The organism is Sporosarcina sp. SG10008 (genome assembly GCF_044569405.1).
In the GTDB taxonomy this organism is placed as follows: domain Bacteria; phylum Bacillota; class Bacilli; order Bacillales_A; family Planococcaceae; genus Sporosarcina; species Sporosarcina psychrophila.
Genome location: NZ_CP172607.1, coordinates 2,089,115 through 2,104,032 on the forward strand (window position 1 = coordinate 2,089,115; position 14,918 = coordinate 2,104,032).

The 14,918-nt window shown below is 42.5% G+C and carries 17 protein-coding genes; 1 reads left to right on the forward strand and 16 read right to left on the reverse strand.

The window, feature by feature from the left end:
- Positions 1-187: 187 nt before the first annotated feature.
- From panD to ACGLYD_RS10160, 8 genes are all read right to left on the reverse strand, one after another.
- On the reverse strand, positions 188-568 hold the full coding sequence (gene panD, locus ACGLYD_RS10125) for an aspartate 1-decarboxylase (protein WP_187045118.1): 381 nt from the start codon (positions 566-568) through the stop codon (positions 188-190).
- Positions 543-1,421, reverse strand: a complete 879-nt coding sequence (gene panC / locus ACGLYD_RS10130; RefSeq protein ID WP_340742619.1) for a pantoate--beta-alanine ligase — start codon at positions 1,419-1,421, stop codon at positions 543-545. Before panC ends, panD begins: the two co-directional genes overlap by 26 nt.
- A 1-nt stretch (position 1,422) precedes the next feature.
- Positions 1,423-2,268, reverse strand: a complete 846-nt coding sequence (gene panB, locus ACGLYD_RS10135) for a 3-methyl-2-oxobutanoate hydroxymethyltransferase (protein ID WP_399632786.1) — start codon at positions 2,266-2,268, stop codon at positions 1,423-1,425.
- A gap of 233 nt (positions 2,269-2,501) precedes the next feature.
- A complete protein-coding gene (locus ACGLYD_RS10140) occupies positions 2,502-3,485 on the reverse strand; it encodes a biotin--[acetyl-CoA-carboxylase] ligase (RefSeq protein WP_338656377.1) in 984 nt (327 codons plus the stop codon).
- Complete coding sequence (locus tag ACGLYD_RS10145; RefSeq protein WP_187045120.1) at positions 3,463-4,653, reverse strand: CCA tRNA nucleotidyltransferase; 1,191 nt, start codon at positions 4,651-4,653, stop codon at positions 3,463-3,465. The genes ACGLYD_RS10140 and ACGLYD_RS10145 overlap by 23 nt, the downstream gene beginning before the upstream one ends.
- Entirely contained in the window at positions 4,650-5,783 is a 1,134-nt protein-coding gene (gene bshA / locus ACGLYD_RS10150; RefSeq protein WP_067210332.1) for an N-acetyl-alpha-D-glucosaminyl L-malate synthase BshA, read from the reverse strand. The genes ACGLYD_RS10145 and bshA overlap by 4 nt, the downstream gene beginning before the upstream one ends.
- Before the next feature lie 41 nt (positions 5,784-5,824).
- A complete protein-coding gene (dapB, locus tag ACGLYD_RS10155) occupies positions 5,825-6,625 on the reverse strand; it encodes a 4-hydroxy-tetrahydrodipicolinate reductase (protein WP_067210334.1) in 801 nt (266 codons plus the stop codon).
- Positions 6,622-6,960, reverse strand: a complete 339-nt coding sequence (locus ACGLYD_RS10160) for a nucleotide pyrophosphohydrolase (RefSeq protein WP_067210336.1) — start codon at positions 6,958-6,960, stop codon at positions 6,622-6,624. The genes dapB and ACGLYD_RS10160 overlap by 4 nt, the downstream gene beginning before the upstream one ends.
- Positions 6,961-7,066: 106 nt before the next feature.
- On the opposite strand from ACGLYD_RS10160, the gene ACGLYD_RS10165 reads away from it, so the two are divergent.
- A complete protein-coding gene (locus ACGLYD_RS10165; protein ID WP_067210339.1) occupies positions 7,067-7,939 on the forward strand; it encodes a YitT family protein in 873 nt (290 codons plus the stop codon).
- A 713-nt stretch (positions 7,940-8,652) separates the two neighbouring features.
- On the opposite strand, the gene ACGLYD_RS10170 is transcribed toward ACGLYD_RS10165, so the two are convergent.
- The 8 genes from ACGLYD_RS10170 to ACGLYD_RS10205 form a co-directional block, all read right to left on the reverse strand.
- Positions 8,653-9,321, reverse strand: coding sequence for a zinc metallopeptidase (locus ACGLYD_RS10170; RefSeq protein ID WP_067210340.1), 669 nt, complete (start codon positions 9,319-9,321; stop codon positions 8,653-8,655).
- Between the two features lie 71 nt (positions 9,322-9,392).
- The gene (locus ACGLYD_RS10175) at positions 9,393-9,992 is read right to left on the reverse strand and encodes a DUF1405 domain-containing protein (RefSeq protein ID WP_067210343.1); all 600 of its coding nucleotides are present in this window, start codon (positions 9,990-9,992) and stop codon (positions 9,393-9,395) included.
- Between the two features lie 416 nt (positions 9,993-10,408).
- On the reverse strand, positions 10,409-11,173 hold the full coding sequence (locus tag ACGLYD_RS10180; protein WP_187045123.1) for a menaquinol-cytochrome c reductase cytochrome b/c subunit: 765 nt from the start codon (positions 11,171-11,173) through the stop codon (positions 10,409-10,411).
- A gap of 41 nt (positions 11,174-11,214) precedes the next feature.
- Positions 11,215-11,889: a menaquinol-cytochrome c reductase cytochrome b subunit gene (gene qcrB / locus ACGLYD_RS10185; RefSeq protein WP_067210348.1), complete on the reverse strand. Its 675-nt coding sequence runs from the start codon at positions 11,887-11,889 to the stop codon at positions 11,215-11,217.
- A 23-nt stretch (positions 11,890-11,912) separates the two neighbouring features.
- Positions 11,913-12,416: a ubiquinol-cytochrome c reductase iron-sulfur subunit gene (locus ACGLYD_RS10190; RefSeq protein WP_187045124.1), complete on the reverse strand. Its 504-nt coding sequence runs from the start codon at positions 12,414-12,416 to the stop codon at positions 11,913-11,915.
- Positions 12,417-12,563: 147 nt separating this feature from the next.
- Entirely contained in the window at positions 12,564-13,013 is a 450-nt protein-coding gene (locus ACGLYD_RS10195; protein ID WP_187045125.1) for a YpiF family protein, read from the reverse strand.
- Between the two features lie 57 nt (positions 13,014-13,070).
- Positions 13,071-13,622: a ReoY family proteolytic degradation factor gene (locus ACGLYD_RS10200; protein ID WP_187045126.1), complete on the reverse strand. Its 552-nt coding sequence runs from the start codon at positions 13,620-13,622 to the stop codon at positions 13,071-13,073.
- Position 13,623: 1 nt separating this feature from the next.
- Complete coding sequence (locus tag ACGLYD_RS10205; protein ID WP_187045127.1) at positions 13,624-14,889, reverse strand: tetratricopeptide repeat protein; 1,266 nt, start codon at positions 14,887-14,889, stop codon at positions 13,624-13,626.
- Positions 14,890-14,918 lie beyond the last annotated feature (29 nt).

A 14,918-nucleotide genomic window follows, 5' to 3' on the forward strand; every position in this document is an offset into this window, starting at 1 on the left:
TACTAAGCCCATATATATGTTGAACAAATGAATACTTCTATCAACTGAACCAAGACACCTTATAAGGGTCAGCCGAGAGCGGCGGCAAATTCAATGAAGTACTTTATTTCAATATATACAAATTGACAAGATATATAAAAGGCTCATTCGGAATCATGCGTACCGATTCAAAATGAGCCCTTTTTAATTAGATAGTCATACCTTGTTTTTCGCGAATAATTTCTTTCACTCGGTTTTTTTCATCCATGATAAGAACGGTCGGTTCATGCGTACGCGCTTCTTCATCCGTCACATAGACGTAAGATAGGATGATAACGATATCGCCACGCTGCACTAGTCGTGCAGCCGCGCCGTTGACGCAAATAACACCGCTCCCGCGTTCCCCTGCAATGATATACGTTTCAAAGCGTGAACCATTATTGTTGTTAACTACATGTACTTTCTCATTTGGCAACATACCTGCTGCGTCGAGGAGATCAGCGTCAATCGTAATGCTCCCGACATAGTTTAAATCAGCCTCTGTTACAGTTGCTCGGTGTAATTTACTGTTCATCATCATTCTGAACATGATAACCATCCTTTGTTGACATAATTGTATTATCTATTAACCTTGTTCTTCCGAATTTCACAGCGCATGCAAGAATCGCCTCGTCTGACGAATCATCGTATTCTGTAAGTTCCGGGTAAGACAGCAGCGAAACATAATCCATTATGCCCGAACTATTTTCCGTAATATAAGCTGTGATTTCCCGTTCAATTTCATTGATCGAAACACCTTCATTAAACAACAATACACCCTTTTTAAGTGCTTGCTGGATAATTGGTGCCTCTGCACGTTCCATCTGAGTAAGATTGACATTCCTAGAACTTTTCGCAAGGCCATCTTTCTCGCGTACAATAGGAACCCGTTCAATTGACGTTCTCAAGTTATAATCACGAACAAACGTCTCAATAATCGCCAGTTGCTGCGCGTCTTTCATACCAAAATATGAACGGTCCGGGTCAACAATATTAAAAAGTTTCAAGACAACTTTCAGAACGCCGTCGAAATGACCGGGACGGGATGCTCCGCATAGAACTTTTGACTGAGGTCCCGGCAAGATGCGAACACCGCCGTCTTGCGGGTACATTTCTTCTGAAGTCGGCATGAACAAAATGTCGACCCCTCCCTCTTTAGCCAGACTTTCATCACGTTCTACATCACGAGGATAGGCTTCAAAATCTTCTCCAGGGCCAAACTGTGCTGGATTGACAAAAATACTCATGACAACGATATCATTGTGCTCTCTTGCATGCTTCACAAGCGTCAAGTGACCTTCGTGTAAAAACCCCATCGTTGGCACGAATCCTACTGTACGACCCTCGCGTTTATTACGATCAATCATACCTTGCAGGGTCTCAATCGAGTGAACGACCGCCATTTCAATTGCCATCCGTATTGCCTCCGTATAACGCCGTTAATTCTTCCTCTTTCATCGTAAAACGATGGCGTTCTGCCGGGAATGACCCATCTTTCACTGACGACACATACTTTTTCAAACCTTCATGGATAACTGTTCCAACATCCGCAAACGCCTCAACAAATTTCGGGACGTGATGACTGCCATACTTCACAGTGTCATGGTATACAAGCACTTGGCCATCCGTTCCCGCTCCTGCACCAATGCCGATTATTGGTATCGAAACTGCTGCAGCAACTTGTTCCCCGAGCTGATAAGGAATACATTCTAAAACGATCATAAATGCCCCTGCTGCTTCACACGCACGTGCATCATCTATAAGTTGCTGAGCCGCTTCCGCCGTCTTCCCTTGTACTTTATAACCGCCGACAACGGATGCCGACTGAGGCAATAGACCAAGATGTGCCACAATCGGAATTCCTGTTCCAGTTAGGAGGCGAATCGTTTCGACCACGTTCCCTGCACCCTCAAGCTTTAATGCATTAGCACCTGTTTGTTGAAAAATGTGGACCGCATCTGTTAGTGTTCTGTCTGCGCTACCGTGATAAGATCCGAATGGCATGTCAACAACAAGAAACGTCTCCTTCGCCCCTCTTCTAGTCGCGCTGCCATGATGAATCATGTCTTCTGACGTAACCGCGATTGTCGAATCATAGCCGAGAACGACCATTCCTAGTGAGTCACCCACGAGAATAATATCGACTCCCGCCTCCTCCGCAAGTTTTGCTGATGGATAATCATAAGCCGTCAGCATGACAATCTTTTCATTGGCCTTTTTCATTTTGATAAAATCAACTGTGCTTTTCATAGTATTATTCCCCTCTCTTTGAGAAGAAACCGGATATAAAAACCCTTCTGCGCCAAAAAATGGACAGAAGGGTTGTATCATCTTGTGATGGTTTCCTCCGTCCCTGTCTTTTAGTAAAGATCAAGGCAGATCATATTGAATTTAAGTTTACCGAAATTTCTAACAGGTGCAGTTCACACTAGATACCGCCCTTCGAAACTACTATAACAAATTGGATGTTACATGTATAGCGATCAATTTGAAAGTTCGATATCTGCCGAATAGATACCTCGGATGGTACCATCATCAAGTTTAAGTTCGAGTACACCTTCTTCAGAGATACCGAGAGCTGTCCCGACAATCGTTTCATTGAGCATAACCGCTCGAATTCGTTTCCCAGTCGTATTAGAGTAGCCTTCCCATAACATCTTGATCGGCCCAAATCCGTGTTTAACATAGAGTTCAGTATATATTTCAAGAAATCCAAGCGTTTTTGCAATCAATTGCGAACGATCAATGGGCTTCCCGGTTAGCATTTTTAGTGATGTAGCTATGCCTTGGAGTTCCTCCGGAAAATCCGATTCGTTCTGGTTAACGTTCATGCCAATCCCTAGAATGACTGCCTTTACTTGATCTGGATCTGCTTGAAGTTCCGTTAAAATACCCGTCACTTTTTTTCCCTTAATCAGGATATCATTCGGCCATTTAATATCTGGATCAATTCCTGTCATTTCCTGAATGGCACGTGTTACAGCGACCGCTGCAACTAACGTCATCTGTGGGGCTTGTTGTGGTGTTAGTGATGGCCGTGTAATTACACTCATCCAAATCCCTTTACCCGCTGTGGAGCTCCATGGACGCGCCATACGGCCTCTACCAGCAGTTTGTTCTTCCGCTATAACAACAGTTCCATCTGCCGCACCGTTCTGTTCTTCATCATGCGCGATTAACTGCGTCGACTTACACGTTTCGTAATAATGGATGTGCTGACCATACTTTTTTGTTGTTAAATATTTTTGTACATTCGCTTCGTTCACCCGATCCGGTGATTCGATAAGATAATACCCTTTTTTTCGAATCGTCCCAATCACGTAGCCATCCTTTTCGAGCTCTTTTACGTATTTCCAAATGGCAGTCCTTGATAACCCGAATTGATCAGCAATTTCTTGTCCGGAGACGGGTTCGCCTTCTGCTTCGAACAGTCTTTTCAACAATTCATTTTTCACGATTGAATTCATATAGAAACCATTCCTTTATGTCGTTTGGATCATTTTTACATGTCCCGTGCAAGACGGCTTGTTCGATTTTCCCTATCCATTCACCGATCCATCTGCCGCCCTTTTGGCTTGTCCACTCCATCAGTTTTTTACCGTCTACAGAAAGATCTGCTATGGACTGAATCGGTAGTGACTGTTTCATCTTTTTAATTTCCGTAAATGAAATTGCTTCGCCATTAGCGTGAATTGATCGAATCAACTTTTCAGCTGTAATCAAAGTAGCTAAATCATAATTGTAATAATCATCAAGCGTAAATTGATAATCCATTCGATTCACGTACGCATCTTTTACGGTTGATAGAAATGTTCTTTCAACGTTTGATAATTTATACGCTCTTGCAACATCCGACGGTGAAAAGTTACCTACAATCATAAAACAAGCCCAACCTTCAACTGCCGATTCGAATGGCACAGTACGGTTGAGTTTTTCGGTGTCTGTTGGAAATAGAGGCAAATGTAAATTTAATCCTGTATTTTGTATGTTGTGAAAAGCTTTAACTACATAATCACCTGCAAATAATTTATCCATTTCAGCTTTTAGTCTTTCTACGGATATGTAACGAATTTGCGTAGCATTATCACGAATCGCTTTAAGTGTCTGTTCTTCTATATCAAAACCAAGGACAGCAGTAAAACGGATAGCCCTGAACATTCTGAGTGCGTCTTCGTTAAACCGATCTGCTGCGTTTCCTACAGCTCTAATGATTCGTTCAGCCATATCTGCCTTACCACCGAACAAATCGATTAGCTCACCATCTTTTGTCATCGCCAGCGCATTTATCGTAAAATCACGTCTCCGTAAATCTTCCTGTAAAGATTTGACGAAATGAACTTCATCCGGTCGACGATGATCTGTATACGTGCCTTCTGTCCGGTAAGTAGTCACTTCAATCGGTTCACCATTCATCAACACAAGGATCGTACCATGTGCTGTACCAATATCTACAGTTGTCGGAAATACTGCTTTTACTTCTTTAGGTTCCGCAGAAGTTGCAATGTCGATATCCGTCGCCGTTTTCCCTAAAAGGTGATCCCGTACCGCACCTCCGACAAAAACAGCTTCATATCCTGCATTTTCAAGGATATGGATAACTTCGCGGCTCGGCACGGTTCCGAATGATGTCGTCATTTATTACCCGCCACCTCATAATAAAGTTTTTCATACTGATTAACGATTGTAGATGAATGGAACTTGTCTGCCGCTGTTATCAGTCCGTTTTCCCTGAATGTAGCACGTAAGTCATCGTCTTTCAATAGTAGCAACGCTTTTTGTGTTGCCGCATTTGTATCACCCACTTGGACAAGAAAACCGTTGACACCATCTTCAATCACTTCCGGAATCCCACCGACATCTGTCGCAACTGAAGGTAATCCGCAAGCGAGCGCTTCCAGCAGAACAAGGCCGAACGCCTCTTTTTCCGACAAATGAAACATGACATCGCTGATAGCTAGAAGTTCAGGTAAGTCATCCCGTTTTCCCGTGAAAATAACTTGAGCCTGCAAACCTAATTCCATAACGAGCGCTTCCATCTCCACTTTTTCAGGTCCGTCCCCGACAAGAAGCAGTTTTGCATCGATTTCTTTCAATACGCCCCTGAAACTTTCAATAATATCGGGAATTCGTTTCACTTTCCTGAAATTCGAAATATGGACAATCACTTTTTCATCCGACTTAATCCCAAAATCGCTTTTTAGTGTACCAGGATTGACCGGATGGTATTTGTTTTCATCGATGAAATTATAAATAGTTACCAGATCTTTTTTCGGTTGAATCAATTCCAATGTCTCTAATCGAAGCGATTCGGACACAGCTGTTGTAATCGTAGATTTATCGATTCCATAACGCACTGTGTTTCGCAGTCCCGGATCATGTCCAAGAATAGTTACATCTGTTCCATGTAGCGTCGTGATGACGCCAATCGTGGAATTCGCCATATCTTTACCAAGTGCAGCCGATACCGCGTGAGGTACAGCATAATGGACATGAAGAAGGTCAAGTTTTTCTGTCTCGATTACTTCCGCAATACGGTTGGCGAGCGCGATATCATAAGGTGGATATTTAAACACCGAGTAACCATCGATTTTCACTTCATGGAATTGTATATTTTGGTGTGCATCCAGAAATCTGAACGGTTTACTCGATGTGATGTAATGCATTTCATGGCCCTTATCTGCCATCATTTTTCCAAGCTCGGTTGCTACAACCCCGGACCCCCCTAGAGAGGGATAGCAGATTACACCGACTTTCAACTTTTCCAATAACAGTGCCCCTTTCGACTTACAGTACTATTTCCTCACTATTAGTCGATAATATTTTCAAGTCCATAAACCAAATCTAGACGTTCCATAACATTGTGTATCGCCATAAGAATCCCCGGCGCAAATGATTTTCGATCGAAAGAATCGTGGCGAATACTTAGCAATTCACCTTCGCCGCCAAGCAGCACTTGCTGATGTGCAAGTAGCCCCGGCAATCGGATGCTATGTATTTTCATACCTTCGAAATCCGCTCCCCGTGCTCCGGCTTGATGTTCTTTTTCGTCTGGATGTCCTTGTCTATGTGAGTCCCTAACCTCGCTAATCATTTCAGCTGTTTTTACTGCCGTTCCTGATGGAGCATCGACTTTATTGTCATGATGCATTTCAAGTATTTCTATATCACCTAAGTAACGCGCTGCAATGGCCGAAAACTTCATCATCAATACCGCTCCGATTGAGAAGTTTGGCGCAATGATCCCACCAATCAGATTCTTAGCTGCTAAATCTGTCAAAAGGGCAATATTATCCTTAGAAAGCCCGGATGTCCCTACGACAGGTCGGATTCCAAGTGTGATGGCATCATGTACATTTTTGAAAACAGCATCTGGATCTGTAACGTCAAGAAGTACATCTGGCTTGTTGGCAGTTGCCAACTTTTCTAATGATGTATATATCGGGATCCCGCTCGCATCATCATTCACTTCAGTTCCATGTAAATACTGACCTTCATACTTATAATCGAGAACAGCAACCAGATCCATATTTGGAGCCTTCATAATCGCAGTTAACGCCGCGCTCCCCAATCTGCCTCGTGCTCCGGCAATTGCAACTTTTATTGTCATATCGTTTCCTCCTTTTTTGTCCAGCGGTCGGCATCCCGATCCTTGAATTTATCAAGAACTGTTGAAAGTGCCTTTTCCAAACTAATTCCCTGTGAATTGGCGAAACAAATAAGAACAAACAACAAATCTCCTGTTTCTTCTTCCAGTGATTTTATCGCCTCACTCGATTTTTTCTTTTTCATGCCATATACATGTTGTACTTCTCTCGACAATTCCCCAAGTTCTTCAGTCAACCTGGCAACCAGTTCCATCGGGGGGAAGTAACCTTCTTTAAAGCCGTTTATGTACAAATCTACTTCTTGTTGTAGTTTTTCCATCGTCTGCGATTGCTCCATTTGCGTCAACTCCCTCTACCATCGTATAAATTAATAACACTATTGTCAAAATAAAAATTATAGCTGATAATAGTTATATTGCTTGAAAAAGAAAGGTGTGCGCTACATGCTCGACGGGATCAAATTCAAAAATATTTTTTTCATCATTCTTGGCGCTGCAATTTTCAGTTTCGGTCTCGTCCATTTTAATATTCAAAACGAACTTGCCGAAGGTGGTTTTACAGGAATTACACTGATTCTCCTGTTCGCTTTCAAATGGGATCCAGCGATTATGAACCTCATTTTGAACATTCCAATGTTTATTATCGGTTGGAAACTATTGGGGAAAAAAGTATTTGTCTATACAGTCATTGGAACAATTGCTGTGTCTGTTTTCCTTAAAGTATTCATGATTTATCAAATTGATATCCATCTAAAAGACGATATGTTTCTTGTTGCCCTGTTCGCGGGTGTGTTTATCGGCATCGGGCTCGGTATCATTTTTAGATATGGCGGAACAACTGGTGGTGTAGATATTATCGCACGTCTTGCTCATAAATACATCGGTTGGAGTATGGGAAAGACAATGTTTCTATTCGACGCGCTTGTCATTCTCGTTTCATGGGCTGTCTATCTAGACCACCGCTCGATGATGTATACGCTTGTTGCGCTGTTTGTTGGCGCCCGCGTCATCGACTTCGTTCAAGAAGGCGCATACGCAGCTAGAGGTGCTTTCATCATCTCTGATAGCCAAGATGATATCGCAACGAAAATCACTGAAGAAATGGATCGTGGTGTAACCGTCTTCAGAGGATACGGTCATTTCACTAAATCTGATCGAGAAATTCTCTATTGTGTCGTCGGAAGAAATGAAATTGTTCGTTTGAAAAACATCATAACGTCAGTCGATCCGCATGCCTTCGTTTCACTCACCGATGTTCACGACGTAATGGGTGAAGGCTTTACGCTGGATGAACAAAAACAGCCGCTTGAGCGATAAGTAAAGCGGAAAGCGCAAAAGTCTTCATTTGGACTAGTATGTTTCCAGCTCGCTTTCGGCTAAACTAATCACGACAGTGTTACCGGGGCACAAGGGTGGCTAGCAGTGACTTCGTCACTACTAGCCACCCTCTTTTCTATAATCCTGTTCCGATTAGTTGCCTGTCGCGTACCTACAACGTTCGAGTGAATATTGAAGTTGCTTGCAAAATAAGAATAGATGACTTTCCACAGAAGTTACAGGTGCCCGAAGATACAATTTCGGGCACCTTTGCATTTTCTACAATGCGTGCCTTTCTTATTTTCAGTAAAATCACGCTTGTCCTCATGTGATTTCCTGTAGAGGTTAACGCTTCCTTAAAATAAAAAAAGAAAAACCATAGAGAAGGAGTGAGCAGCCCAAATTGTATCTTTTGCTGCTTTTATCCAGATAAGAAGCCGACTATTCTTTCATCCAAAAAAGCTTTAGCACTTCGTGTACCTTTTCAAAGCGACGGATGAACGACCACCATACGATTACCGAGATATCTTAATCTATAGGAATCGTTCAATCCAAAGCTATCTAAATCAACTGTACTCGGAGCGCCTAGTGTTTGATTCAGTTGTTTTCTGGTTGCTTTTGGTTAATCAACACGTGTGACTTTCTTTTCTACTAAATGTAACCGAAAAAAAATCCGTTCCTCAAAATATGAGGACGGATTTTTTATATTCTACTTAGTCTCTGCCCCTAAAAATCAGGATAAGACGAACCAGTTCAAGTACTGCAACAGCAGTTGCTGCGACATAAGTCATCGCCGCTGCGCTCAATACTTTTTTTGCACTTTTCTCTTCTTCATTGCGAATAATACCAAGTGTAACAATCTGATTCATCGCACGTGTAGATGCGTTAAACTCAACTGGTAATGTAACAACTTGAAACAGAACCCCGACTGCTAGTAGCGCGATACCGATTCCAAGCAAGGAATTCATGCTTGAGAAAATCACACCAATCATAATGAAAACCCACGATGCATTGGAAGTGATGCTCGCAACTGGCGCTAAACGGTGACGGAAACGTAAAAATGAATAGGCTTCCTTATCCTGTATTGCATGACCAACTTCGTGTGCGGCAATTGCTGTACCTGCGACAGATGCCTCTCGGAAATTATGTGTGGATAACGCAATAACTTTCGTAATCGGATTATAATGATCAGTCAGAAATCCTTGGCTTTCAATCACTTGCACATTTTGTAACCCATTTTGGTCAAGGATAAGACGCGCGACCTCCGCACCTGTCATTCCAGATGTAGAACGCACTTTAGAGTACTTTTTGTATGTGCTTTTCACTTTGAATTGGGCATAAAGCGGCAATAGTATAATTGCACCCAAGTAAATCCAGAACATAGTCAACTTCCTCCCTTTTCTCTATATGACCTATTCTATAGCGGTCACACTTCATCCGCAACTATTTACTATTACCATATAACAGTTTTCGACCTCTTCTTCAATACCCAAAAAGCAAGTGAAATACAGGCAATCGATAACCAGAATGTAAAGTAACCAATATGATCCATATGCTTCATTAAATCATAATAGATTGGCATTTGCCCGTAAACGTAATCGATGACATCGTTATGAAGTGTCCAAACCGCCGCAATTGCAATATGGACAAATGAAAACCTATACAACGGACTGTATAATACTGCCTGAAGCGCCATCGCGAAATGCGAACCGATAAGCATCCAGCCCATCCAGCCGATTGAACCTGTCTCGACAAGCGTCAATAGATTCATGACGACCGCCCAAAGTCCGTATTTTACAAGCGTTATAAGCGCAAGCGCTTCGATTAACTTAAAGTTCCTACCGATTAGCCAACCGATGATGGCAAGTGTGAAAAACAAACTGGCCGTAGGACTGTCTGGCACAAAAATCCAAAACTTTGGCTCCGTAATTTTAAGTTGCCACATATACCAATCATAGCCGAACACCGTTCCACTCAAGTTAATAAATAACAGAATCCAAAGAAATGATTTATGAGAAAGCACGAGCCAAATTTTCTGTATAAATAAACCCATGGACACCTCTCCAAAATAACTTAATATGTATCAATAAAAGCGTAAGCGCGTGTTACAAATAAAAACAACCTAAGTACGCCACTTCCTGTGACAACAGCTGCATGATCTACATCCTGTAGACCCGCGGCAGGCATAGGACGTGTAATGGAAGGCGGTCTAGTTTGTGACATCGTGTCACAACAAGGAGGGATGAAGTTCAATCCCTCCTTGTTGGACCGACAAATTAAAGAACACAACCATGGTACGCCACGTCCTACAGCAGTGTCTGCGTGACTCACATCCTGTGGACTATCCGAGTCTATATGTGCTGAAGTCTGGACGTGGACTATCATCTCTCCTAGATTACCCACTAACCTCGAACTTTATTGTTTCCTAAGTAATAAAAAAAGAGTCAGTTTCCTGACTCTTTTTTGTTACTAGTTTTTCAAGCCTTCAATAAACTCGGCAAGTATTTGTAAATCTTCATCTGAGCCATCCCATTGTCCAGGAGGCATATCGCCTACTCCATCGTGAGAAATTGTCACAATTTCATCAGCAGTAAGTCCTGTATTTATTAAGGGCTTACCTAGTCCACCCTGGAATGCATCACCGTGACAACCAATACAGCTCGCTCCAGCGTAGATTTGATAACCTTCAGATTCAGTGTCGAATTCAACTTCTTCGACAATCGCACCTTGTATTTTCTGTTTATCCCAATCATGGTTCACGTATGATTCCCATGTCAAGTAGAACAAAGCTGCGAATGAAAGAAGCATGAATGCAGTAGGTAGCGGACGTTTAAACGGACGGCGCTCCTTTGTAGTATCCATAAATGGAACAAGCATCAGGGCACCCATTGCAAGACCTGGCATGATAATAGCACCAATAATATTAAACGGTCCTGAAGCAAATTGATACTTTAACAATTGATACATAGATAGGAAATACCAGTCTGGAACCGGCATATACATCGTATCCGTCGGGTCCGCTTGACGTTCAAGCGGGGACGGATGAGCAACTGTCAATATTAAATATCCAATAAGGAAAACTGCACCAATCAGCCATTCCTTCAAGAGGAAGTTTGGCCAGAATGCTTCCGTTTTACCCGGATATTCTGAGTAATCTTTCGGGACGTTCGGCATCTTGTTATTAGCCTTAATGCGCGAATCTCCGACAAATTTCATCCCTTTTCCGCGGTGCATAATGTCCCCTCCTTATTAATTTCATTGGACGCCAGTCAATCTTATAGCGGTCCTGAAATACCTTGTCTTCTGATCATGATAAAGTGTGCTGCAAGCAACCCAAGCAAAGCAGCCGGTAAGAAGAATACATGAATCGCGAAGAAACGTGTTAGTGTTTGTGCACCAAGAATCGTTGAGTCTCCTGCAAGGAGAACTTTAATTGATTCACCGATGAACGGGACGGAAGCCGCAATTTCGATTCCTACTTTCGTAGCAAACAATGCTTTCATATCCCATGGCAGTAGATAACCAGTGAAACCAAGGCCAAGCATGACCATGAAGATCAATACTCCGACAACCCAGTTAAGTTCACGTGGTTTCTTATAAGAGCCCGTAAAGAATACACGCAGCGTATGTAGGAACATCATAACGATAACCAGTGACGCTCCCCAGTGATGCATCCCACGCACAATTTCACCGAATGCTACTTCATTTTGAAGGTAATAAACGGATTTCCATGCATTTTCAATGTCCGGTGTGTAATACATTGTAAGGAACATACCAGAAAGAATCTGGATGACAGTGATAAAGAATGTCAGTCCTCCGAAACAATAGATGAATGCAGAAAAGTGATGTGCAGGGTTTACGTGCTCAGGTACTTCGTGGTCAGCGATATCGCGCCAAATCGGGGTGATATCCAACCGTTCGTCAACCCAATCATAAATTTTATTTAGCACTTCGGTCGTACCCCCTTACATTTTTAAACTAATGTGTTCGGTTTTGTTTTTCCAAGATACACGAATCCGCCTTCGAGTTTAACATCAAATTCGTCAAGTGGTCCAAGCGGTGGCGTTCCTTTTACGTTGTCGCCATTTTTCATATAACGTCCTGCGTGACATGGACAGAAAAATTGGTCTGGATGCTTTTCATCGCCGCCCCAGTTCACTGTACAACCAAGGTGTTTGCAGACAGGGGAAAGCGCGATAACCGTATCGCCTTCTTTATAAACCCACGCAGTGTTTGACACGTCAGATTTATACCAGGCATCCTTACGATCTTTGATAGTGAAATCGACACGAACCGGTATTTCCGATAGCTCGTCCACTTTGTATTGAGTATGGATGAAGTCACCTTCCTCTTTCGTCTGCAAGACAGGGTCGATTGCAAAACGGACCATTGGCATCAACATACCTGACGCCATGAATCCACCAACACCCATAAGTGTATAACTCATGAATTGGCGTCTTGACACTTTCTTGCTCATTAATTTCCCTCCTCTTACTTAAAGGTCAGTCCAACGGACATTCTTTTGCTAATTGTAATACTAGGACATATCTATGATATATCAATACTAAAGGAAATTCAATCCTGCTTTCCGAACAGATGTAAGTTTGTGAACAAATATCGAATTTTACTGCTCCGACCATTTTTCCGTGAAGCGTGGTAAAACCTGTCGAAGCTGATCTTCAATAATTGTTTTTCTTAATGGTGGATCCATGCTTTCCAGCGGAATTGACGGTAACCAGATCACTTCACCATCTACTCTAAGGCTTGTCCACGTAACATCAGTCGTCAAGAAAAATACATGTTTAAATGGTGCCGCCGCAAAATCCCGAGACAATGTTGCAGCCAGCTCCGTCAGATCCATTGACTGCGTATAAGCAAATGGTGGCATTAGCATCATACGCCCTTTGAATTGCGTTTCGATGAAAGTCGTAAGATGCATCAGAAACTCTGAAGATGACGCGCTGGTTTTCATATTCCCCGGCACAGTCTCTACTTTAAGTAAGGGTACTATAAGTGTATCGATATATTCTTTCTGTTGCAAATATGTATCCATATCTTGTGCAGTCCAGTTCATTGCAAAATTACCTCCTTGAAAAATCAATAAAGAACTCCACCAAATTGGGCGGAGTTGTTAGTTCTTCGATACCTTCATGTCATTCAACAGCGCAGATAATGCGATAAACCGTTCCTTATCGTTTGTATCGAGGGCCTCATCAACCCTTTTCATAAGCATATCAACGGTCATTAAAGCAGCACTTTCCTCCAGTAATTGTTCTGCAATTTCCCGATCGCCTTCACTTACCTGTAAATAATCCGGAAGAAAAGGATTTTCCTCACGAACACTCGCATATTCTGGGCAAGAGTGGCTGTTCGAAAAATTTAATTGTATATACATCTTATCATCTGGATGAAGTCTTAAGTCATGAAATGACTTCTCGGCATCAGCAGTCATTAAGTTCCCTTTATAAAAACGAAACGGAATGCTCTCCGAACCCGTTGTTGACATCACCATCGCCCTTGGACAGTAATGTGCTTCATCCGTAAAGTGGACGTTTTGCAGAAGCTGTTCGTGGCTTAGAAGGTAATTCAAAATCCACACACATTCACGGCGCTTCAATTTGTAGCGCTTTAAGAACCATCGCACAAAGTCCTTTTTAGCAGCGACAGGAACCATGGCCGTCATGTCACACCTCCTCGTCATTTTGTGCTTCCAGATAAGCTCTCCAATTCTCATCGTCAGGGTCAAGTTCAACCAATTCCTTGACTATTTTGAGGGCTTCATCACGTTTTCCTTCTTCAATCAGGAATTTCGCGAAGTTTCCAAGAAAACTGTGGTCATCCTTCATCCCAATATATGCCTTACCATAGGATGTGTATGCATCTTCATATTGTTCTTCACGTTCATATGCATAGGCCATAAACGCATCCAATAAAGGTATGTCAACTTGATTATCTTGTGAGTACGTAAGTAGATCGAGCAACTCAGGGCTCTGTTCTCTCTCATTGTACAGCGAGGCAAGCGTAATAAGTGCTTCAATGTATTCTGGATCGAGTGCCAATGCTTCTTTCAAATGTTCTTCTGCTTTTTCTGGAATACCTAATTTCAATGCTGATTTCCCAGCGGTCAATTGCAGTTCCTTATCAAATTCGTCCCTGCGGATTCCATCTTTGAACATATCGTATGCTCTTTGATCATCACCTAAAACTGACAAAGACTGTCCTGCCAGCATATAAGCAGAAAAGTAATCTGGATCCATTTCAATTAAATCGTCTAGCAATGTGACTGCTTTTTCTACATTGCCACTTTGGAAGTAAGCAAATGCCGCCCCGAAAAGTGTATCTGGCAAGGCGTTATCCTGTAGCATTTCTTCGTAGTAAGGTATTGCTTCTTCATAAGCAGCACCAGCGCTATATGTTTCCGCAAGTCTTGAAACAATACGAATGCCGCCAATTTCTTCCGTTTCATCATTCAAATCAAGATACATCCGTGTAGCCTCTCCGTACTTCCCAGAATCAAGGAGCAATTCCGCATACGCAAACCGAATGACGGGCTCATCAGGTACAAGTTCATGAGCTTCCTTAATCTTCGCAAGAGCTGCTTCCGCCATTCCGGACATCTGATAATAATCCGCTAACGCTAAAAGGGCTTGGACATATTCTTCGTCGTCCGGCCCCACATCCGTGAGAAGAAGAAGCGCTTCGTCCTCTTCCCCGAGCTCCAGTAATGTACCGGCGCGATCAATTTTCAACTGGGCTTCATCCGGTAAATGAAGGCGCAACGTTTCAAAAAGGCGATCAGCCTCCCCCATAAATCCATAACTAGCAAATAAATCTGCCGCTTCATAGAGCAAATCGAAATCGGTCGACCCCGTTAACTGATCGATAACACCGGTGAGTACTTCTACATCACCTTCTAAAATAGTTCGTTCAATTTCTTCTAACTGTCCCATATTTTCACCTGAACTTTCAAAATGTATAC